At 44.7% G+C, this 22607-nt stretch carries 18 protein-coding genes; 4 read left to right on the plus strand and 14 right to left on the minus strand.

Translation table 11 applies throughout. The features are described 5' to 3' along the window. Positions 1-133: 133 nt before the first annotated feature. The 12 genes from rfaD to HUX64_RS15210 all read right to left on the minus strand — a co-directional run bounded on the left by rfaD (position 134) and on the right by HUX64_RS15210 (position 11702). On the minus strand, positions 134-1084 hold the full coding sequence (gene rfaD / locus HUX64_RS15155; protein WP_174627058.1) for an ADP-glyceromanno-heptose 6-epimerase: 951 nt from the start codon (positions 1082-1084) through the stop codon (positions 134-136). After that, the gene (gene hldE / locus HUX64_RS15160) at positions 1081-2505 is read right to left on the minus strand and encodes a bifunctional D-glycero-beta-D-manno-heptose-7-phosphate kinase/D-glycero-beta-D-manno-heptose 1-phosphate adenylyltransferase HldE (RefSeq protein ID WP_174627059.1); all 1425 of its coding nucleotides are present in this window, start codon (positions 2503-2505) and stop codon (positions 1081-1083) included. The genes rfaD and hldE overlap by 4 nt, the downstream gene beginning before the upstream one ends. Before the next feature lie 28 nt (positions 2506-2533). Beyond that, the gene (locus HUX64_RS15165; protein WP_174627060.1) at positions 2534-2674 is read right to left on the minus strand and encodes a hypothetical protein; all 141 of its coding nucleotides are present in this window, start codon (positions 2672-2674) and stop codon (positions 2534-2536) included. A 34-nt stretch (positions 2675-2708) separates the two neighbouring features. Next, entirely contained in the window at positions 2709-4499 is a 1791-nt protein-coding gene (gene msbA, locus HUX64_RS15170) for a lipid A export permease/ATP-binding protein MsbA (protein ID WP_174627061.1), read from the minus strand. 53 nt (positions 4500-4552) lie between these two features. Beyond that, a complete protein-coding gene (locus HUX64_RS15175; protein ID WP_174627062.1) occupies positions 4553-5377 on the minus strand; it encodes a glycosyltransferase family 2 protein in 825 nt (274 codons plus the stop codon). Then, positions 5374-6126: a glycosyltransferase family 2 protein gene (locus tag HUX64_RS15180; protein WP_174627063.1), complete on the minus strand. Its 753-nt coding sequence runs from the start codon at positions 6124-6126 to the stop codon at positions 5374-5376. The genes HUX64_RS15175 and HUX64_RS15180 overlap by 4 nt, the downstream gene beginning before the upstream one ends. Before the next feature lie 3 nt (positions 6127-6129). Beyond that, entirely contained in the window at positions 6130-7395 is a 1266-nt protein-coding gene (locus HUX64_RS15185) for an O-antigen ligase family protein (RefSeq protein WP_246247062.1), read from the minus strand. A gap of 163 nt (positions 7396-7558) precedes the next feature. Then, positions 7559-8683, minus strand: a complete 1125-nt coding sequence (locus tag HUX64_RS15190) for a glycosyltransferase family 9 protein (protein ID WP_174627064.1) — start codon at positions 8681-8683, stop codon at positions 7559-7561. An 82-nt stretch (positions 8684-8765) separates the two neighbouring features. Then, entirely contained in the window at positions 8766-9551 is a 786-nt protein-coding gene (locus HUX64_RS15195; protein WP_174627065.1) for a hypothetical protein, read from the minus strand. Between the two features lie 64 nt (positions 9552-9615). Further along, positions 9616-10041: a YqaA family protein gene (locus tag HUX64_RS15200; RefSeq protein WP_246247063.1), complete on the minus strand. Its 426-nt coding sequence runs from the start codon at positions 10039-10041 to the stop codon at positions 9616-9618. Between the two features lie 60 nt (positions 10042-10101). Then, complete coding sequence (locus HUX64_RS15205; protein WP_174627067.1) at positions 10102-11010, minus strand: cupredoxin domain-containing protein; 909 nt, start codon at positions 11008-11010, stop codon at positions 10102-10104. 101 nt (positions 11011-11111) lie between these two features. Continuing rightward, complete coding sequence (locus HUX64_RS15210; RefSeq protein WP_174627068.1) at positions 11112-11702, minus strand: hypothetical protein; 591 nt, start codon at positions 11700-11702, stop codon at positions 11112-11114. 313 nt (positions 11703-12015) lie between these two features. Between HUX64_RS15210 and pgi the strand changes: the two genes are divergently transcribed. Both pgi and HUX64_RS15220 read left to right on the plus strand, forming a co-directional pair. Then, positions 12016-13653 (plus strand): glucose-6-phosphate isomerase, encoded by a 1638-nt coding sequence (gene pgi / locus HUX64_RS15215; RefSeq protein WP_174627069.1) that lies wholly within the window; start codon positions 12016-12018, stop codon positions 13651-13653. Positions 13654-13724: 71 nt separating this feature from the next. Continuing rightward, entirely contained in the window at positions 13725-14435 is a 711-nt protein-coding gene (locus HUX64_RS15220) for a response regulator transcription factor (protein WP_174627070.1), read from the plus strand. 57 nt (positions 14436-14492) lie between these two features. Here HUX64_RS15220 and cysI read toward each other — a convergent pair whose 3' ends face one another. Beyond that, a complete protein-coding gene (gene cysI / locus HUX64_RS15225) occupies positions 14493-16202 on the minus strand; it encodes an assimilatory sulfite reductase (NADPH) hemoprotein subunit (protein ID WP_174627071.1) in 1710 nt (569 codons plus the stop codon). Between the two features lie 14 nt (positions 16203-16216). Further along, positions 16217-18019 carry an assimilatory sulfite reductase (NADPH) flavoprotein subunit gene (locus HUX64_RS15230; protein WP_174627072.1) on the minus strand — a complete coding sequence of 601 codons (1803 nt, stop codon included), beginning with the start codon at positions 18017-18019 and terminating at the stop codon, positions 16217-16219. A gap of 404 nt (positions 18020-18423) precedes the next feature. On the opposite strand from HUX64_RS15230, the gene HUX64_RS15235 reads away from it, so the two are divergent. Together HUX64_RS15235 and HUX64_RS15240 are read left to right on the plus strand one after the other, a co-directional pair. Then, complete coding sequence (locus tag HUX64_RS15235) at positions 18424-21096, plus strand: VanZ family protein (protein WP_174627073.1); 2673 nt, start codon at positions 18424-18426, stop codon at positions 21094-21096. Positions 21097-21635: 539 nt separating this feature from the next. Continuing rightward, positions 21636-22445: a S1C family serine protease gene (locus tag HUX64_RS15240; protein ID WP_174627074.1), complete on the plus strand. Its 810-nt coding sequence runs from the start codon at positions 21636-21638 to the stop codon at positions 22443-22445. Positions 22446-22607 lie beyond the last annotated feature (162 nt).

Raw genomic sequence — 22607 nt, forward strand, 5'->3', positions numbered from 1 at the left:
TCCTTGTTACCTGGCAATACCCTGACTTGAAGCACCAGTAAAATTACCTTCCTCACAGACAATCAGCCATGAAAGAACTGCGCATTATACATGCTCACCATCAACCGTCAACAGTTATTTTTACTCGCAAGTTTTATTGCTCCCGGTTTAGCCAGTCCAAATATTTTGCAATACCTTTTTTTACCCCCAGAAACTCTTTCGCATACCCTGCCTGTCTTAAGCCAGTCATATCAGCTTGAGTATAGCTCTGATAAACTCCTTTTAAATGCTCTGGAAAAGGAATATATTCAATGCTTCCTTCGCCATGCCAATCCGTTACTGCCTGCGCGACGTCATTAAATGTTTCGGCCTTTCCAGTACCCACATTATATATGCCGCGTTGCTCAGGATGATCCAGAAACCACAGATTCACATCGACCACATCATCAACATATACAAAATCCCTTCTTTGTTCGCCATTGGCCAAGCCATCGCAGCCTTCAAATAATTTTGCTTTTTTTTGCTCAATAATTTGCCGATTAAAATGAAACGCTGTGCTGCTCATTTCCCCTTTATGCTGCTCTCTTGGCCCGTAAACATTAAAGTAGCGAAATCCAGCAATCGCACTTCTTGTTTCAGGCAATAAGTGCCGTACGTATTGATCAAATTGGAACTTTGAATAGGCATACATGTTGATGGGATGCTCACAGCTACGATCAACTCGAAAGCCATGTTTGCCATTCCCGTAAACTGAAGCGGAAGATGCATAAATAAAAGCGACATTTTTTGTGATACAACTATTCAATAGCCGTTTAGAATAATCGTAGTTATTCATCATAACATACTGTCCATCCCATTCTGTGGTCGAAGAACAGGCGCCCTGATGAAAAACGGCACGCACCTTGTCAAAAAAATGCGGCGTTTCAATTTTTTCTATAAATTGCGCCTTATCCAGGTAATCAGCGATATCAAGATCGGCGATATTGTGCATTTTTTGGCCGTTAACCAGATGGTCAACCAGCAAGACATTACTTTCTCCCCGGTCATTTAAGGCGCGAATTAAATTGCTTCCTATAAAGCCTGCACCACCGGTGACTACGATCACGCCAGTATCCTAGCCTTGTTAATTATTGCTGTGGTGGACTGTCCATCAACAAACTCTAATATTTTTACTTCCCCGCCTGCGTTAATTACGCACTCCCCCCCTGCAACCTGGTCAGGTCTATAATCACCACCTTTGACCAGAATATCGGGCAACAACTTGCAATACAAACGTTCAGGCGTTTTATCTTCAAAGGAAACCACCCAGTCCACACATGTTAATGCCGCCAAAACCGTCATTCGCTCCTGTAAGCTGTTTATAGGGCGGGAATTTCCTTTAAGCTGCTTGACCGACGCATCAGAATTAACAGCTACACACAACCGATCACCCAAAGCCTTCGCCTGTTCCAAATAAGTAACGTGACCTACGTGCAATAAATCAAAACAGCCATTGGTCATGACTATCCGTTCGCCATTTGCTTTGGCTCTGACAATAACTTCGGCCAATTCATCTTCAGAGACAATCCCGTACAATGAATCCCGGTCACCATGCATAGCCCGTATTAATTCCTCCATTGATACAGTTGATGTTCCCAGCTTGCCGACGACAATACCGCTCGCTAAAATGCTAAGATACATGGCATCATACAAAGGCATATCCACAGCTATGCTCAATGCCATAACAGCAATCACCGTATCACCTGCTCCGGTTACATCAAAAACTTCCTTGGCTTGAGCCGGTAGCGAATGGACCTGGCTCTCCTCAATTAATGTCATTCCGGCCTCGCCACGGGTCAGCAATAGAGTGGGAATTTGATACTGTCTTAAAAGCCTTCGTCCTTTTTCAATCAAACTGGCTTCATTTTCACAACTACCCACTACAGCCAGCAATTCCGATAAGTTAGGGGTTATCAGGTCTGCTTCAGCATAACGCTGATAATCCACTCCTTTCGGATCCACCAGAACCTTAATGCCTGTTTGTTTGGCATGAGCTATATAATCTGAAATATGCGTCAATGTGCCCTTGGCATAATCCGAAAAAACAATGACTTCATTCTGAGGTAAGTAGCGAACCAGCTTTGTCAACAATGCCTCACGATCAAAATCAATGGGTGTATCTTCAAAATCAATGCGAATTAATTGTTGATGCTGCGCCATCACGCGTAACTTGCAAATACTGCGAATGGAATTTTCAACGATAAAATCGCAGTCAACGCCTTCAGCCTCTAACAATTCTTTTAAAATTTCACCTTCCCTATCATTACCCACAACACCCAGCAAGGTTACCTTACCGCCCAGCCTGGCAATATTGAAGGCGACATTTCCAGCTCCGCCAATGCGATCTTCAATAGCTTTAACCCGAACTACGGGCACTGGCGCTTCAGGAGAAATACGAGCGGCATAGCCGGACCAATAACGATCCAGCATGACATCACCTATTACAATAATACGAGCTAGATTAAACTCAGGCGGAGCTGCCAACATTTAATACCTCCTCAATTTCACCACACCCTCAGTACCCTATTAAAATATGAGCTTCTTGAATTCCTGCCGCCACATCCGAAACATCAGAGCATTCAGTTAAACGTTCAACCATTGTCTTATACTCCTCAAGCGCCAAAATAAATACCTTCAAAATAATCCACCCCATCAATAAAAAGTTTCAATAACACTACACTTTGTCTTATTCAAGAAGCAAGCGCTCCGGATGCCTTGAGCGAGATATTGATCATTTTTCCAGGACGTTCCTTAAATTGCATTTGATGCAATCGGGCATAAGCTCCATTTTTATCGATGAGTTCCTGATGAGCGCCTCTTTCTATAATCCTTCCATGCTCCATAACTAAAATCATATCAGCATTTTCAATAGTGGATAGACGATGGGCAATAACCAGGGTTGTCCTGTTATTCATAACTTTTTGCAATGCCGCCTGGATAAAGCGTTCTGATTCTGTGTCCAATGCAGAAGTAGCTTCGTCCAGTATCAGAATGGGCGCATCCTTCAGTAAGGCTCTGGCTAATGCCAAGCGTTGCCTTTGTCCTCCAGATAATTTGACGCCATTCTCGCCAATTTCAGTATCAAGACCCCGATCAAGCTTCTCAATAAATTCCATAGCATAAGCATCTGTCGCCGCCGCAATAATTTCGCTTCGGCTTGCAGTAGCCAGCGCGCCATAAGCAATATTGTTGGCTATCGTATCATTGAATAAAGTAACTTGCTGGTTAACCAGCGCCAGCTGTTTCCTTAAATTTGCTAATTTATAAATGTTTATTTCAATGCCATCCAGCAAAATTCTCCCGGTTTCATGAGGATAAAAACGTGAGACCAGATTAACCAAGGTGCTTTTTCCGCCTCCTGAAGTCCCGACCAGCGCAATAGTTTGTCCCGGTTCAGCTTTAAAGCTAATATCTTTAAGCGCCAGCTCATTCGTGGACGAATACCGAAAAGAAACATTTTGAAATTCTAACGCTCCCTTACACCTGTCGATTTCATAGGTACCTTCATCCAGCTCGACCTGTTCATCCAAAATATCAAATAAAGATTCGGCAGCTACAATGCCTTTCTGAATATCTCCATTTGCATCGCTCAACTGACGAATGGGCCGGGGCAATAAAAAGGCCGCGGTCAAGTAGCCCACAAATTCACCCACGCTCGCTTGCTTCATAAAAAAAAGCGCCATATACATTAAAAATGACAATGCTACCGCTATAATGAATTGCATTATTGGGTTATGTATTGCCATGGTCGTCGATAGTTTTAACGATTGACCTCGATTGTAGGAACTACTTTCCAAAAAGCGCCGGCGTTCATAATCTTCGCCGCCATAGCTGCGTACCACTCGATGCCCCCCCACCAATTCCGAGGTAATGTGCGTCATGTCGCCGATTGAGTCCTGTATACGCCTGCTAATCGTTCTTAAGCGCTTGCTTACATAAGTTACGAGCATTGCGATAATCGGGGTTATGCCGATAAAAACCAAAGATAACATCCAGTTTGAATAAAACAAATAAACCAACAAGCCTAAAGCCGTTAACCCTTCACGTACGATTGTCCGTACTGCATCGGTAATAGCCTTGGTAACCTCGCCCACATTATTCGTTATTCTCGAAATCATATAACCGCTGTTATTGGCGTCAAAATAAGCGGTTGGCAGTCGCGTATATTGATCAAAAATCTCGCATCTCAATGCATGCACAACATTTGAGGAGACTTTAGCCAGAAAATAATTTCCTAAATATGCCCCCAATCCATGCACTAGAATTAATCCGCTAAACAATAACGGCAGGTAATACATGCCTTCTCGGGATTCAGTTTGCAGGGTGTCAATAATATGCTTGATTAAGACTGCAAATAAGGTCTGGGTACTGGAATAGATCAAAAAACCCAAAATACTGATTAAAAAAAGTCCACCATGAGGTTTTACATAGGCCAGTAAGCGCTTATATATTTGCAAGCTTGCTTCAGATTTTATTTTCATAGCTTTCAAAATTTAATTAATTAATTAACAAAAGCCGCTCATCTTGGAGTGATTTAAAAATTACTCAAATATTGAGAAATGCCTTTTTTTGCGAAAATAAAATCCGGCTGAACCAAACGTTCCATGAGCAGCCGATAATTAAGTTCCTGCTTGCCTTTGTCATTTTGAGGATGCCATAAATGCAATACCGAAACGGCAAAGCGTCCTTCTTTCCGTTTAATTCCCGAGTGTATCATACGAATGACCAGATCAGAATCCTCAAAGCCCCAGCCTTCAAACAGCTCATCAAAACCATTCATGCGCATAAAATCATTTTTCCAAATAGCTAGATTGCAGGTCATTGCCTTCTGCCACTTGTTGGGTTGCAAATTTCTTACAGGCCCCAGAGGAAGCCGTAATAAAGCAGAAATCCTGTTAATTTTGTTTTGTAGCCGCAGAAAAATAAAATAAGGCAAAGGTTTTAAATATAAGGGAATATGCTGTGTCAATACTTCCTGAGTAAATGCCTGACTTAACAAGATTCTGTTGCCAGGTATAAAATGACCGGCCGCTGCAAGCTGCCGGTGCCTAGTGATAAAGTTGGGCCGAAGAATGCAGTCACCATCAATAAATAGTAAATAATCCCCCTTGCTTTGAGCGACAGCCTTGTTTCGAATGGCCGCTGCTCTGAATCCCTGATCCTCATGATGGATGTATTTAATGGAAACAGGACTTTTCAGGCAATAAGTTTGTGCTTGCGCCCGATTTATTAATGTAGAGCCATCATCGGCGATAATAATTTCAAAATTCTTATCTTCTTGGCAATACAAGCTTTCCAGGCAAAGGGCTAATGCATCAGGCCAATTATAAGTAGTTACAATAACAGATATTAAACTCATTCGTGGTGAGTTGAGCGCTTTTCTAATTCCAGTAATTTAACATACTTATAATAGGTTCCCTCAGCATTGGAAATGGATAGCATCAAGCCCTGCCGCCCATCCAGAAAAGCGGCTTGAAGCCAATAGGTGCGAATAAATGTCCAAAATCCTTTTAAGATGGCTTTGCCGAGAGACGAGCGAACGCCACGTTGATATAGCAAAGCTGCCCCCAGGGTTGAATAGCAATTTACTTTATGCAAAACCTCATCCAGATTTACAAAAGCATCATGGAGTAACGGGGCTGCTAGCTGCCCGATTTGCCCCTGCACAATAACATGTTCATGAACGACTGAATCAGTAAATTGACTGCAATTACGGCGGAATAGCCTAAGCACATGATCAGGCCACCAGCCACCATGGCGGATTTGTCTGCCGCAATAGCTGGAAAGACGAGGGATGTTATAACCCTGAAATTGCTCTTGTTGGAGAGCTTTTTCAATTTCCATTCTTAATTCCGTGGTTACGACCTCGTCAGCATCGATAGATAAAACCCAATCGCCTTGAGCCTTACCCAAAGCCCGTTGCTTCTGAATGCCAAAGCCAGGCCAGTCCTTTTCATATACTTTATCAGTATATTCGCGACAAATTGCTATTGTAGCGTCGTTACTGCCTGAATCCAGCACAACAATTTCATCAGCCCATGAAACGGATTCCAGGCATCGACCAATATGGGATGCTTCGTTTTTGGTAATTATGATTACGCTTAACATTGCCTAGATGACTTTGTCGTTTACTTGAAAGTTGGCGAAGCACAAGGCTATCAGGCTTGCAAACCAGTGGCCTTCTGTGTGATCCAGAATAGGCGTATTAAATAAACTTGTAATAATCAAGGAAAGCAAAACCCCTTGAGCAAGCCATTTTTCTTCATTAGGCAGTTTTCGGGAACAATAATACTGGCTGGCAAGAAAGCCTGAATAAACAAATAGTCCCAGCAAACCCAACTGGACGCCTATCATAAAAAATTCATTGTGAGGATGTTCGGTAATAAAATGTTCGCCGTTGGCAATACGTTGATATTCCCTGGCAAAGCTGCCTGTGCCGTGACCCAATAAAGGTTTTTCGGCTATCAGTTTTAAAGAATATTTCCAGAAAGTATACCTTTGCCCCATAGAGGATTCGGTTTGCTCGGGTTTTGGTTGCAAATAAGCTTGAGTATTGGCAAAGCCTTCACGGAGGCGGACTGCTTTTTCAGAGAAACTGAGGAAAAGGGCGAGGAAGATAATAATAGCAAGGACCGAGAATAAAAGTCCTTTTCTGGTTAACCGCTGTATAGCAAATAATAAAATGAGCATAACAAAAATCAACTGCCCTGTGCGGCCTTCTACTACAAAAAAAAGGTTATAGCCGCATAGTAATAACAACGCCAGATAAAGACGCGCATACCGGTCATCGCCACAGGCTTTGTGAGCGCAGAAAAAAGCAAAGAAGGCAATAAAAATGCTATGGGTAATGCGGCTCTTGAAAGCAGGATCACCCTGCGTATTAAGGCCAATAATACCGAAGCTCATTAAAAAGGAAATTAACAGTGTAAGTATTGATGCAATAATAAAAGCTTTCCATGCCCAGCTGCGATAACGTTCTGTAGTCAAAAAAGAAAATAAAACAGGAATAAAAAATAATTCCCTATATTTCATTACCATGGTAAAACCCCGGCCTGGTACAGCGGTGCCATAGCTTAACCCAAAAATAAAGCATGCCAATAAAAGCAGAGACCAGGCTGCAACATGGCTCTTCTTTACAATGGCCGGCAAAGTCATAAACTGAAGTGAAAGCAACCATAATGCTATCAGCAAGACTGACAGAACAATTGCACAACTGGTCGAGAAAAAAATTGAAACTATGAAAAAAGCGGTGATAAAACCGCCATATTCCAATAGATGCCGCTGAATCCGTTGAATTAAAGTCTGCTTGAAGGCGGTATCCATTAAAAATGGCAAGAGTAATAGTTTTTCAAGCAATAGTTTAACTTTATTAGGCAATTTCTGCTATGCACTCGGCTACCTGATTGAGCAATAAGCTATTCAAGCGTTGAATCCTTGCCTATATCATTAGAAAAATAAGCCCATGCAGACAAAAAAGATTTTGAGTGGAAGGAATTATTCAAAAAGCCTGACGTGAGCACTTAATCATTTTTGTTTACCGCTATAAAATGGTATCCAATACCTTTGCTATAGTCTTTATGACTTTTTCAGAAGATAAAGTATCAAGGCATAGACTTCGGCTTTGTTGATGCCTATCGCAGCCTTCCAGATGACAAGGAACACAATCAGCTTTACCTTGAATTAAACTGACATTGTTTACCTGCTGGCAGCCGGTTTTGTGGAAAGGACTTATATTTTGCTTAAAACCGCTCGGCCAGGGCGCCCATTTCACAGGGTTAGTCGGCCCGTAAATGGCGATTACCGGGATGCCGGTTCCTGCAGCCAAGTGGGTTATGCCTGTATCAGGACCAATGAATAATTTTGCCTGGGCAATGATAGTTGCAAGCTGTGCCAGTGAAACGCTGCCGGCCAGATTTATGGTATCAGCAGGTAATTTATTCTGGATATTGGCGACATAATCTATTTCTTCCTGTGCAGATCCTCCCGAAAGCACAAGCTTTAACCCGGCTTTCTTCTGCAAGTAGCGGCCTATTTCAATCCAGCCTTCGGTAGTCCAGCGTTTATAAGTCCATCTTGGATAGGGATGAAGAACGGCATAATCCCTATTCGCGTTTAAAAACGGAAATTGTTCCTTTAGTTGCCGGATGTCGTCAGTTTGTGGCGGAATCAGGGAAAAATTACGCGGCACATTAATTAAATCCAGTAATTTTAAATGTTGTAAAACGGTATGCGTATTGTCATCATCGAACTCTATCCATCGATGAACAAAAAAGCGCTTCCACCAGCCCTTGCTATTTTTGGAAGGTACCACGGCAAGCCGTAATGGCGCAGCAAGAAACGCATATAAAATGGGGCGATCACCGGTTTGAGTTGAAAGCGCAAGATCGTAGTGTCTGAACAGGCGAGGCAACAGATGGCAATAATCGGAAAACCTCGGCCGATCAGGGGTAACCAAAATGTTATTAATGTCAGGATTACCTTCGAGTACGGGTGCGGTATTCCCATACACCAGGATATCTAATTGAGCTTCAGGATAAGCCTGCCTTAATGAATGCAATAACGGCGTCGTAAGCAGCACATCGCCAAGGTGACGCAGGGCAATTACCAAAATCCTGGCTGGATTGGTATCCAGGGAAAAAAGCGTCTCCTTAGTCGGCTTATGCATTATTGACTTAAGCAGAGCTTGGAATGGATATGGCTCACTTCGTATGCTTTTCAATTATAAATTATGAACCGTCTCTTTTGCCTTATTCGTTTGCCGCACCTTCATAAACGCTTTCCGCTGATTTTCCGGATGTAAAATACTCACGTGCATTTTTCAGCCTATTTAATACCGGAGCAGCTCCACCCATAGCCACTGCATCAACCAGGCAATACCAGGCAGCAACGCCGCTTGGCGGATTGCCTTGCTGCCACCCAAGAACCGGATCGATAGCCGCCCATTTCCAGGTTCCAACTGCTGTGCCGATTAATTCCAGCCATGTAGTAATAAAAAAAGCGGCCAGATAAACCAAAGGCGAGCGACCTCTAAAAAGATATACTAAAAATACGCAAAACAGTAGCGCCCCCACCGAGTCTCCCTGTTCGGCATAACCGCTAATTCCCCATAGAGACCAGCCCCCGCATACCAATACCACTGCCGTAGCGATTCCTCTGGCATAGTTAAGAAACAATCCGGAACGCGCTAGCGAAACTGCAGTTAAATAAACCATGCCGTGACCGGGCGGCACATAGGCAGGGACATTTTGAAAGCGATAAGTATAGCCGCCCATAAAAGGAGATGCAAAATGCTCTCCGATTGTGGCAAAAATGACCGCAATGGCCACCTGCACTCTCACATCTTTATTTTCTCCCAGCAGCAAGCCGGTCAAAAATATCCAGCCGCACACCCCCAATGCATTTTGTTTTTCCAGGCTTGCACTGGCATCACTGATTAAACAGATTGCTACACATAAAAAAGTAAAACCTGCTATCAGGTAATCCCGATTATTATGAACATAAGCACCCTTGGCTGGTGGGAAATAACGCAACACAACTACCTCGCTGAATTTTAAATTTATTATTATGAATTGACGCCAGCCTGATCTATTCTGGCATTCAAGCGAACAGCCATCCTATTACGGCATACCTGATCAGCTTACCGGACAAGATGACCAGGCACCCAGGTAGAAACGGGAGTTTCAACCAGCCGCCGGCAAAACACAAAGCATCCCCAATTATCGGCAGCCATGAAAAAAATAGCGCCCAGAGCCCGTTTTTTCTTACTATCTCTAGAGCCTTTTGTTTTTTTTCTGGCAAAAGACTGGCAACAGAAAATTTTTTAGCCGCCAAAACACCTAACATCCAGGTTGTCAGCGCTCCCAATGTATTAGCTATAGCTGCAACAATTATCAAATATTCCAGGGGATAATGTTTTGCCGCAACCAGGTAGGCCAAGACCGCTTCCGACCCGCCGGGCGCTATTGTTGATGATATAAATGCACTTAAAAAAAGCCCCCCTATCCCGACTGATGTTTCCTGCAAATCTATTCTCCAAAAAAACCCGTGCATCGTTAATCACAGGGTTTTTTATTGCTGCAAACTTTATTTTCCAGGCAGCATCTTGGATTTATTAGAAAAGATCAGTTTAATTAAAGCCGACAGCGAATTAACGACGAGCTCAATAAGGGATCTTAATAAATCAAAAATATAAGCTACAGCTTCTGAAACACTCATACCTTTAAATTTTTTTACCAAGAAAGGCGCCAGCAATAAGCCTATCGCTAATCCAATGACGGTAATACCTGAGAAAACGGGTTCTTCTTTTTGCACCGGTGGCAGTGCCGACATTGTAGTTGCCGCACCCGGAACGGCTGTAACAGCTTCTACCGCACTTTTCTCGGCGGCCGCGGCTAATTCAGGCAGAGTAGCTTTATAGTCGTCCGGGATAGTATAGGCTGTTATACCCGGAATACTGGGCAAATCGCCATCGCCTTTGCCTACTTTCAGCTGAGCTTTCATGCCTTTTTCCATGTGTTGGGCAATATCACAATGCACTAAATAGGTTTTGTCGCCGGGCGGCAAAATCAAGGTACCCGAAATTTTTGCAGGGCCTGATACTTCCAGATGAAACATCCCTTTAGGATATAAATACTTGGGCAAGCCATGCATCATCCATTGGTGCCGGATATGGTCATCATTAATAAAATGAACCGTCAATTTGGTGCATGGCTTAAAATTGTATTCCTGAGTATCAAATGCAAACATTCGGCCGGGAAATTTCTCCGCATATTTATGACCTGCATGCACAGTTATTTCCTTGGTCTCGGCTATACTGTCGCAACCGCCGGGCAGCTTATCGGCATTCTGTCCCATAACCATGCCTCCGGCCATATCCATTAAATGGCCCTGCCCGTGATCCATCAGCATAGCATTATGATCTTCATACTCCTGTGCCATCAGAGGGCTGGAAAAAAGAAGAACCAATGCTCCCACCGATAAAAACTTCAACATTTTTCGTTTTCTCCTGGTTGATAAAACCGATTCAGAGATTAGGGTTGGTACTAAAGATGTTTCACAATAGCACGTAAAACAACCGAATTTTATCTGCTTAATCAGCTTTTAATGTCGGCAATTACGCCATCCACTTTACGTTTAAAGCCAGCGTTTGACAGATATAATACGTATAGCCCTGCCAATGCAAAAAATACATACAAGAGTATACTGCTTTTACTTGTTGCCGCGCCGACACCTGCTTTAAAAGCCATATGGGCATCCAGCCGTTCGCCTTGATCAGGCACCAGCGTAATATGAATAAGATATTTACCCGCATCCGGCACGCCTTTGGCTAAATCCAGCATGACCGTGCCGGATTTATGCTTTTGAGCAGGTTGAAAAAATATCCTGGTGCCTTCGGGCTCTTTGGTAACTTCAAATTCGATTGCCATATTTCTGTATCGCATGTCCTGATAATCAAACACAAGCTGTGTGGGTGTATTCACGCTTGGCAAGCTGCCGCAAAATTCTTCAGCTGGAAATGCCTGCGGCTGATAAGCGGTATAATGCAGCCAGTGGGTTGGTTCCAATTCAAATTTACATTGGTCAGTATCGGTACCTGCAGCGCCGCCATGGGCCCATAAAGATGCAGAAAAAAACAATCCCAGGAGTCCGAACAAACTCTTTTTTAATAATTGTCTAGTATTCATAATGCCTTCACTCGTGATAATTAATTATTTTTATATGAAAAATTTATATGAAAAATATAACTGTTCTTTATATTTAAATTTTGGTTATAAAGTTTGAGATCATCAATGATGAGCCTGATCTGCTATATTTTGATCAATAGCAATTTACGACTCTAGCACATCACCCCCGCTAAATAAAGAGATTGATGTAAGCCAAGCCTTCAAATTGAAATTACAGTAATCGGTCATATCCCCATCTGCTATTGCTATCGATTTGTGCATTTCGTAAACTTAATCCAAAACATTAATATAATTAATAAGGAGTTCTCCAACCATGTCATCTCTGACTACATCAAAAGCCTGGAATGCCTTACAAAATCATTACCAAGAGATTCACACTCATTCCTTACGCAGGGCTTTCGAATCTGACAGGTACCGTTATAATAAGTTCTCGCTAAAATTTAATGATCTCATTTTTGATTATTCCAAAAACAGAATAACCGAGCAGACCTTGCCTTTACTTTTTGATCTGGCCAGGGAAGCAGGACTGGAATTAAAAATCAAAGCCATGTTCTCAGGCGAGAAAATTAACATTACCGAGCACAGAGCGGTCTTGCACACAGCTTTGCGAAACCGGAGCAACCGCCCTGTCTATCTGGATGGGCGTGATGTCATGCCGGAAATCAACAAGGTCCTGGCTAAAATGAGAACGTTTTGCGCAAGCATCCGATCAGGAGAATGGAAAGGCTATAGCGGCAAGGCCATTACCGATATCGTCAATATTGGCATTGGCGGCTCCAGCTTGGGCCCCAAAATGGCGGCGACGGCGCTTACTCCTTATGGTTCAGATACATTAAAAGTTCATTTTGTGTCAAATATTGACCAGGCCGATCTTATTTCTACCTTAAAGCAGCTATCAGCTGAGACGACTTTATTTATTATTGCTTCCAAATTATTTTCCACGCAGGAAACCATGACTAATGCAAAGTCTGCAAGAGCCTGGTTTCTGGATAGCGCCGTTAATCATCAAGCAATTGCCAAACACTTTGTCGCCATTTCCACTCACGCTGCTAATGTGACTGAATTTGGTATAGATGCCAAGAATATGTTTGAATTCTGGGACTGGGTTGGAGGGCGCTATTCCCTATGGTCAGCAGTTGGATTATCCCTTGCCTTATACACTGGTATGGATAATTTTGAGCAATTGCTGCAAGGCGCGCATGAAGTTGATGAATATTTCCGCACCACGCCGTTGGAGCGGAATATACCGGTAATCATGGGCTTGCTTGGCATTTGGTATAATAATTTTTTTAACGCCCAATCACATGCTTTATTGCCTTACGATCAGTCGATGCGTTATTTTGCCGATTACTTTCAACAGGGAGATATGGAAAGCAATGGTAAAAGCATTAATTTGCGCGGCGACAAAGTCGACTACTGCACCGGCCCCATTATTTGGGGACAACCCGGCACCAATGGTCAGCATGCTTTCTTTCAACTCATACACCAGGGCACCAAACTCATACCTTGCGATTTTATAGCACCGGCCACCAGCCATTACAATCTGCCGGAGCATCATGACATTCTGATCTCCAACTTCCTGGCTCAGCCGGAAGCGCTCATGAATGGACGCACCGCAGAAGAAGTCAGATTGGGCTTGACAGCCGATGAACAAGCCGACAGCATTCTTGTTACATCTAAAGTATGTGACGGCAATAAACCGTCCAATTCATTTTTATTCAAAAAATTGACGCCCAAAACGCTGGGATCCCTAATAGCCTTTTACGAACATAAAATTTTTGTCCAGGGCGTAGTATGGAATATAAATTCATTTGACCAGATGGGCGTTGAACTGGGAAAAACCTTGGCGAAAGTCATACTGCCGGAATTGCAGAACGATGAAATGATCACCAGTCATGATTGCTCAACCAATGCTCTAATCAATGCGTACAAGCAGTTGCGGCGTCCTTGAGCCTTTTGAATCCATCCTTTAAAAAATTTATAAATTAAAATACTACTGCTTTGTTCGTTGAACAGGCAAGCATGTTAAAGAATACTCCTCCCACTCATGCCAGACTGCTTCTGGTAGAAGATCATAAAAACCTTGCTCAAGCGATAGGCGCCTATTTTGAAAGCAGCGGTTTTACCATGGATTATGCTTATGATGGTCTGTGCGCGTTGCATTTGGCGGCCATCCAACGCTATGACGCGCTAATCCTGGATATCACGCTTCCGGGAATAAATGGCCTGGAAATTTGCCGCCGTCTACGCCAGGATGCGCATTTGTCAACACCGATACTTATGCTCACAGCTCGCGACCAGCTGCAAGACAAGCTGAGCGGTTTTCAACAGGGCGCCGATGATTACCTGGTTAAGCCTTTTGATATGCCGGAACTGGAAGCGCGTATTATTGCATTAATTCGACGTGAGCGCGGTGAACTGGACGAAGCCGTTTATAAAATCCATGACTTAAGCCTTGATACGCGCAGCATGCAGGTTGTACGTAATGGCCAGATTATTCACTTGTCCCCTACGGGCCTGCGAATTTTACGAATTTTAATGCGCGAATCGCCTTATCTGGTTACCCGCGAGCAACTGGAACAGGAACTGTGGGGTGAACTGACTCCGGACAGCGATACCTTGCGCAGTCATTTGTATAAACTGCGCAAAGCCATTGACAAGCCCTTCGACCAGCCCTTGCTGGAGACGCAGCAGGGCATGGGTTTCAGGTTGATGGCTCCTGAATCCCGATAAATAAACCTGTAGCAGGGCCGATAATCTACGATTTCGCCGCCTTTAATGATTGAAAGGTCACGAATGAAAGTCCCTGCCGGTCAGCACTTCTTTTACATAACCCGTTTTTATCACAAAATCTCCAAATCGCTCGCCCGGCTTACGTTCATTGGCATAGCGGTGAAGAACAGGAGATAATTCGGCTAAAATCTGCTCCTCGTTAATATTCTCCCGGTACAGTTTATTCAAGCGCTGACCGTGGAAGCCTGCGCCCAGATACAGGTTGTACTTGCCCGGAGCCTTGCCGATAAAACCGATTTCACCCAGCGGCGAACGGGCGCATCCGTTCGGGCAGCCGGTCATGCGCATCAGGATAGGCTCATTTTCAAGTCCCGCTTCCTTTATGATGATATCAAGCTTGTCGAGCAGAGACGGAAGATAACGTTCACTTTCGGCCATAGCCAGACCACAGGTGGGAAAAGCCACGCACGCCATGGCATTCAGGTACAACCCCGTCTTCCGGAGCGTATTAGCAAGCTGGTACTTATCAAGCAAGGCATCAATGACCGGTTTCCTGTTGGCGCTCACGCGGCCAATAATCAAATTTTGATTGGCGGTAAGCCGGAAATCGCCATTATGCACTTTGGCGATTTCTCTGAGGCCGGTCATCAGCAGGCAGTTGGCGGTATCGACAATGCGCCCGTTCTGTATAAACAGCGTGTAATGCCAGGTATCATTCGTTCCCTCGACCCACCCGTACCGGTCTCCGGAATGTGCAAATATAAACGGCCTGGGGGCATCCAGGCTCCATCCTAATCGATTGTTGAGCTCATACTTGAACCATTCAACGCCGCGGTCATCAATCGTGTATTTTAAACGCGCGTGTTTACGATTGATTCGATCCCCGTAATCGCGCTGAATCCTGACGATTTCCTCGGCAACCTGAAGGGTTTTACTCTTTGGGCAGTAGCCAATGACATCAGCCAGCCGCGGATAGGTATTCTCCTCTCCGTGAGTCATGCCCAAGCCGCCGCCGGCACTGACATTAAAACCGGTCAGGCGCTCATTTTCGGCAATGGCGGTAAAGCCAAGGTCGTTAGCAAATATATCGACATCATTGCTGGGCGGAACGGCCAGCGCTATCTTAAATTTACGCGGAAGATAATGTTTGCCGTAAATCGGCTCTTCATCCTGGCGACTGGAAGCCACCAGTTCATTATCCAGCCATATTTCATGATAGGCGGACGTCCTCGGCGCAAGATGCTCGCTGAGGCGGCGCGTATATTCGTAAACTTCTTCGTGCAGACGCGATTGATAGGGATTGGGATTGCAGGTGACATTACGGTTCACATCGCCGCAAGCGGCGATTGTATCCAGTAACGCGGCATTGATTTCAGCAATGGTTTTTTTCAGATTACGCTTGAGCACGCCATGTAGCTGGCAGGCCTGCCGCGTAGTCAGACGAATTGCGGGGTTGCACCAGCTACGGGCGATCCTGTCCACTTCCAGCCACTGCGACGGCGTACATATACCGCCCGGTACGCGAATGCGGACCATAAACTGGTAATGAGGCTCCAGTTTTTGCCTGCGGCGTTCGTCCCGCAAATCGCGGTCATCCTGCTGGTAGATACCATGAAACTTCGACAATTGAGTATCACTTTCAGCCAGAGCCCCGGTGAGCGGATTGTTAAGGCTCTGCACCAGAGTGCCGCGCAGATAATCACTCGCATCCTTGATTCGTTCAACTTCCGAGCGTTTTTTTAAATCTTCAGAAGAGGCATCAGTCATTGTTAAATCCTCGTTTAATAAACATCGCGCTGATAGCGTTTTTCTTTTTGTAAAGTTGCAATATACTCCTCTTCGCGGCCCAGGCCGCCTTCAGACGCGACAATTTTCAGCAAAGCGGCATGCACATCATGCGCCATTCGCTTCTCATCGCCGCAGACATAAATGTGAGCCCCTTCCTGCAACCAGGCGTACAGGTCCCGGCCATGCTCAAGCATTAAATGCTGAACATAAACTTTGTGCTCCTGGTCGCGTGAAAAAGCCACATCCATGCGCGTCAACACGCCATTCTTCAGATACTGCAGCCATTCGGCCTGATACAGAAAATCGGTCATAAAATGCTGGTCGCCAAAGAACAGCCAGCTTTTGCCGGTAGCCCCTATAGCTTCCCGCTCCTCGACAAAAGCCCGGAACGGGGCAATGCCGGTACCCGGCCCAATCATGATAATAGGTGCAGAGGCATCAGCCGGAAGCTTGAAGTTGTTGTTATGATCGATATAAACAGGGATGGCGCCATCCTCGGCTATGCGATCGGCTAAAAAGGTCGAACATACGCCTTTACGCTCACGGCCATAGGATTGATAACGGACGGCGGCAACGGTTAAATGCACCTCATTCGGATGCTGTTTGAGGCTGGAAGCAATGGAATAAAGCCGGGGCGGCAATTTACGCAGGCATTCGACGAAGGCCTGCGGCGATAAATTATCGGCGGGAAAATCCACTGCCAGATCTATAATCTCGCGGCCGTACAGATAATCGTTCAGTTCCTTTTTGGAGTTATCGCCCAGCAACTGGTCCAGCTTCGGATTTTTTGCCAATGCGGAATACTTTTGCATCATGGGCCTGGTTATAAGGGTAGCCTCATAATGCCTGTACAAAGCGTCATAAAGAGTAATGTCGCTGCCGTCAACCTTGACCTGCGTATCGCCGCTGAAATGAAGAGTCTGCAGGAGTTCAGCGATTACATCGGGTGCATTGGCCGGATAAATGCCAACCGCATCGCCCGGCTCATAAGTCAGACCGGAGCCCTCCAGCGATAATTCCAGATGATGCGTTTCCTTAATTGAGCCGCTCCCGTTCAGAACAATATCTTCCAGCAAAACTGCAGGAAACGGATTCTTGCGGGTATATAAAGAATGCTTGGCGGCGCTGAAAGATGGCAGGGGCACAGCCGTCAATTGGGGTTTGACCTCAGTTCTTGCGGCCAGCTCGCCTAATGCTCCCTCCATCCAGGCCTCTGCAGCATGTTCATAGTCGACATCGCAGTCAACCCGCTGATAAATTCGCGTCGCCCCCAGTTCCTCAAGCCGGCGATCAAAATCAATGCCCATTTTGCAGAAGAATTCGTAGCTGGAATCGCCCAGGCCGAGCACGGCGAAGTGTGCCTGTTTTAGCGAAGGCGCGCGTTTGCTGAATAAATATTCATGCATTGCCCTGGCATTATCAGGGGGCTCACCTTCGCCATGCGTGCTGACGATGACCAGAAGATTTTTCTCCGTTTTAAGCTGAGGGAGCTTATAATCGCCCATCTTTTTGATCACAGATCTTAATCCGCGGCTTGCGGCCAATTGATGCGTCTGTTCAGCCAAAGCTTCGCTATTGCCTGTTTGTGAACCGACCAGAATGGTGATTTCCGAGATTCCTCCGCTAACTGAAGCAGTCGCCCCACTGGCTGGGGAGTCTTTCGAAACCAGGCCGGTCAGATATCCTCCAGCCCAGGCTAATTGCTCGGGCGACAGAGAAGCAATGAACTGCTGGAAAAATTGATGCTGATCTTCGTTTAAAGGCGTCTGACCAAGTTCAGGAAATAATGTTTGCATGAAAATCACCAGGCGTTATAAATTTCATGGAAATAACGAGTAAAGGCATCCACCTTATTACCCTGGACTTCGGCGATAGCCAGACAGCACCCGGACTGATATTTTCAGGACTTGCTTGCCGAGGCGCTGGCCAGGAACTTGCGTCCTTGGATAGCGAGAACTGCTGGTACAGTTGCGTGAACACTTTTAAAATGATAAAAAATCAGCCCTTTGCCGCGATCCCTGCTTGTGTTCAGCTACACAAACCCGGTGCTATGATGCAATTAATTACTATAGCTTGGAGCGCCTCTTGTTCAACAACGTTATCGCTTCGTGCAGTGGTACTTCCATGCCGGGCATGACGTATTTAAACTCGCAATTTCAGTTGATTGTCAAGTAACTTAATATATTAGCCAGTTTCCTGTATGCAAAGAACTTTTTTTTACCTTGTCTGTGTTTTTATTGCCTACGGTTCTTTGTATCCTTTTGAGTTTTATGCGCAGATTAGCCAAGAATCGATTGAGGCGTTTCTGTTTTCCTGGAGGCCATCTTCCAGTAGAGGTGATGTGCTCGGAAATATTGCCTTATTCATTCCTTTTGGTTTCCTGGGATACAGATTACAGCCATTATGGAGGTTAAGTTTAATAGGTTTGCTAGTGGCGTTTGGGTTGCAAGCTGCACAATTGTATCTGCCTACTCGTTTGCCGGCTTTATATGACGTTTATTGGAACTTGGCAGGAATAGCTATTGGTTTTGCGGGCGCCTATTTACTAAATCCCTACGCCTTATTCCAAGACAGCCGGATTATTGCTGAGAAACACTCTGCAATTGCGCTATTAATGCTGTGGGGGGCTTCTCAGTTATTGCCTTTGGTGCCAACTTTGGATTGGCAATCCTATAAAAATGCCGTTAAGCCGCTGATTTTGTCGCCGCGTTTTGTGGAGGCGGACTTCTTGTTTTTAACTGTTGCGTGGATGGTAGCGGCGCATTTTACCGAAGAGGTACTAGGAAAACTCTGGCGCGGCATATATTTATTAATCAGCATTATGCTGGTACTGGCATTAAAGATTGTTATCGTTAGAAATCAACTTAACTTGTCCGATTTACTCGCCGGAATTACAGCAGCTGCGTTATTTCCGCTGGCCAGACAGACAACTCATAGTCGAACCGATCTTTGGGCTTGGTTATTGCTCTTTAGCTACCTCATTAGCGCGCTATTTCCCTTGCAGTTGCAGAGCGAGACCAAGTCGTTTTCATGGCTGCCTTTTTCCGGGTTTCTAGACGGGTCGATGGTTGCTAATAGCAGGGCTCTGTGCAAGAAGTTATTTGTTTTTGCCGGTATTTTTCTCCTGCTTAAGAAGGCGAAGAGTTTCAGTCTGTTAACGGTATCGGCGGTAACGGTTGTTGTTACATTGGTCGAGCTATGGCAATTGTGGATTGCAGGTCGAACAGCGGAAATTACCGATCCCTTACTTGTTATTCTGATGGCCTGGCTAATTGCTCAAACACAAATGGCAGCGCCTTCCAGACCCGAGGTGCAGGAAGGCGCTGTTATTCAGGCTGCAGCGATTTTGCGCGCTAGTTTTCTATCGCAAAGTACTAACACATCATTAAAAGCAAATGACGAAGTTTTAATTAATAGGGCACAAAAGCGGAATGTTATTTTTACCGGGTTTGCGGCAAGTCTGGCTATTGCTTTTTGCTTTTACGTGATTGTCAGGTTGCCGAATGTTCCTTACAACGTCAGAGAATTATTTAGATATGGCGGAACGGGTATTGATCTGTTTATTTTTGGCTTAGCATTGTTAGCTATGGGCGCAGGGCCAGCATGGATGGGGCGCAACATAGCCACTTCTAAGAAACCTGTTCTTAAGGCGCCCTATGCAGCCATTATTGTTTCTATTACAATCTATTTCCTGATTTATAAAAGTGTATCCTGGGAAAGTATGAAGGATATAACAGGTAGTCAAATTTTTGTGCATCTTGTTGGCGACGAAGGTGCATTAGGCGAAGTTGGCAAAGCTATCGTCGCTGTAATTGGCGCCGATAATTTGCAGAGCGTAGCTAATAATTTTGAGCCTGTTGTTCGATTCGGGGCGCTTTTTGGCCCTATCATTATTTTCTTGGGCTTGATATTTGCCTCATTTTTTCAAAACCATAGTGGTTCTGTAGCCCAGAGCAGCCAATCGTTTTTGTCGTTCTGCAGACAATTATTTATTTACGTGATTTATATGCTGCCCTGGCTTTACTTTTGTAAAGTCATTGCTTTCGATTGGTCATCTACCGATAACCTTTATGAGTTAATTGCACCGGAGGGTGATTACGGCATGGGGGGCGGGGGCTACCTTTACGGCTTGATCGGCTTGATTTCGCTTTTAGCTGGCTGTCTGGCATGGTTTGCCGCCAATGGAAACAATGCTAATGCTATGGCGTTATTAGCTCTTTCGATAGTTTCAGTAGCGCCAGGTTGGCTTTTGCTTAACGCCGGCTTAACCGATAATGTTGGCAAATATGGCTTAAATTTTTCTGGGGTTGATTTTCTTTTAGGGCCTGATCGTAGGCATCTGCTTTCTACTACGGAATTAATTTTGCGTTGGGCCGGCCTCCAGTTTTTCGCCACAGTTGGTTTGGCATTTGGAGCCATGCTTTACCTTAAATGGAGCCGACCAGTGGTCGGTAGTAAAACCCGAGGTTGGGCGAAAAACACTCCTGTTAAGGGAAGAGTTTTAGTTGAATTAAGGGTGCCACTTGAACATAATCAAGTCAAATTTCTAAAGGGACTGGCTGTTCAGATGGGTGAAAATTTTTCTTCAACACTCGTATTAATTATTTCATTCCTGCAAGAGGAAATGGAGCGTTCAATTGGGGTACAAAAACTGGTTTATGATGAAATAAAAAAATACGCGGAACAGAAAGAAAATAAAATCTCGGGGCATCTTGCTGTTTTGAAGCTGCCAGCGGCACAGGTGAAAACTATAACTCAAATACAGATAAACGCAGAAGTTGGAGGCTTGGATGTGATTGGCGGGCTGGTGGCCATTTTTAGGCGGGTTGCCATTTCTACGGGTCCATCACAATCTGATTTGAGAAATAGATAAGTTTCAATTCAACGGAAAGTCGCCTTTTCATTGAAAAACATGTTTGATTGTCCCCTCAAGCCATCAGTAAAAATCACGGGACTGCAATGAAGTTTTGGATTCAAATCCAATTTAGAATATTATTGATCCACCAGAGCATTCACCTCACTCAAATGCTTTGGCTCGATTCGCCGTCATCTAATGAATGTCAATATGCATCCATTTCGGCTATACTCTATGCCCAAGACAGAAAGGCGCAAGCCATTCGGTTTGACCCGGGCCAGGCTCTGTAACTCACAAGGTCCACTATCAAGGGACTTTCGATGAGCTTTTATACCTCGACCAGAGCGTCACCCGCCTTAGTAAGCGGCTAATAATACGCCGCCTGATGTTTTTTGTAAGAGCTCTTGGCAGAACCTCTGCAGTAGATGGTGGCAACTCGCCAATAGCTCGAGCCGCTGAGTTTTACTGATTGCGGTCTTCTTCCTGATCCATTCTCAAAATACCGCACATGCTCATGCCGGCTATAATTTGAGGGGTAATTTACATTTCAGGTAAAAATGAGCTTTATAAAAAAAATTAATTTTCGCTTTTTGGCTAACTTGCAGATTAAGATTCTTTTACTAGGCCTTATAACCATTTATTCTGTTCAAACCAGTTATGCTGACCCGATTCTTGCCAATATAATAGAAAAAATTAAGCCCAGCATCGTTGCAATCGGCACATTTATGCCCAAGCGCAATCCGCGAGCGGTTTTTCTGGGGACGGGTTTTGCGGCCGGAAAGGGGAATATCGTGGTAACCAATGCCCACGTTATTCCCTCCAAACTGGATTATGAGCATCTTGAGCAGATAGCGGTTTTCTATCGTAAAGGAAAGGAAGAAAAAGCTATTCTTGCAAAAGTGGTAGCGCTGGATAACGAGCACGACCTGGTCGTGTTAAAGCTGGAGCAAGGTCAATTGCCTCCGGTTAAATTAGGGAATGTTTCCGAGGTAAGGGAAGGACAGCTTTTTGCCTTTACCGGCTATCCTATCGGCATGGTGTTAGGACTTTATCCAGTGACACACCGAGGTATAGTTTCGGCGATCAGCCCAAATATAATTCCCATGTTAAGATCGCAGCAACTCAACATGAAATTATTCAGGCGACTGCAAAATCCGTATGATGTGTTCCAGCTAGACGCTACCGCTTATCCCGGAAACAGCGGAAGCCCTTTATATGACATTGCCACGGGAAACGTCATAGGGGTCATTAATAAGGTTTTCGTGCAGGAAAGCAAGGAAAACCTCTTGTCAAATCCCAGCGGCATTTCTTATGCTATTCCCATTAATCACCTGGATAAACTATTAAAAGACAAAGGTTTGCAGTAGTTTTTTCTGTGCGGGGCAAAATTGCTTTAATTTAAGGCATTGCTAAATAAATATAGACAATGTATAAGTTTTGGAACATTCAGGTGCCTTGGGAGGGCGTGATGGATTGTCCAAAATGCGGCAAGCAAGCGAACTGCAAAGACGGCCGAGCGAATGGCCGTC

This window comes from Candidatus Methylobacter favarea, from assembly GCF_902806695.1.
GTDB classification, from domain to species: domain Bacteria; phylum Pseudomonadota; class Gammaproteobacteria; order Methylococcales; family Methylomonadaceae; genus Methylobacter_B; species Methylobacter_B favarea.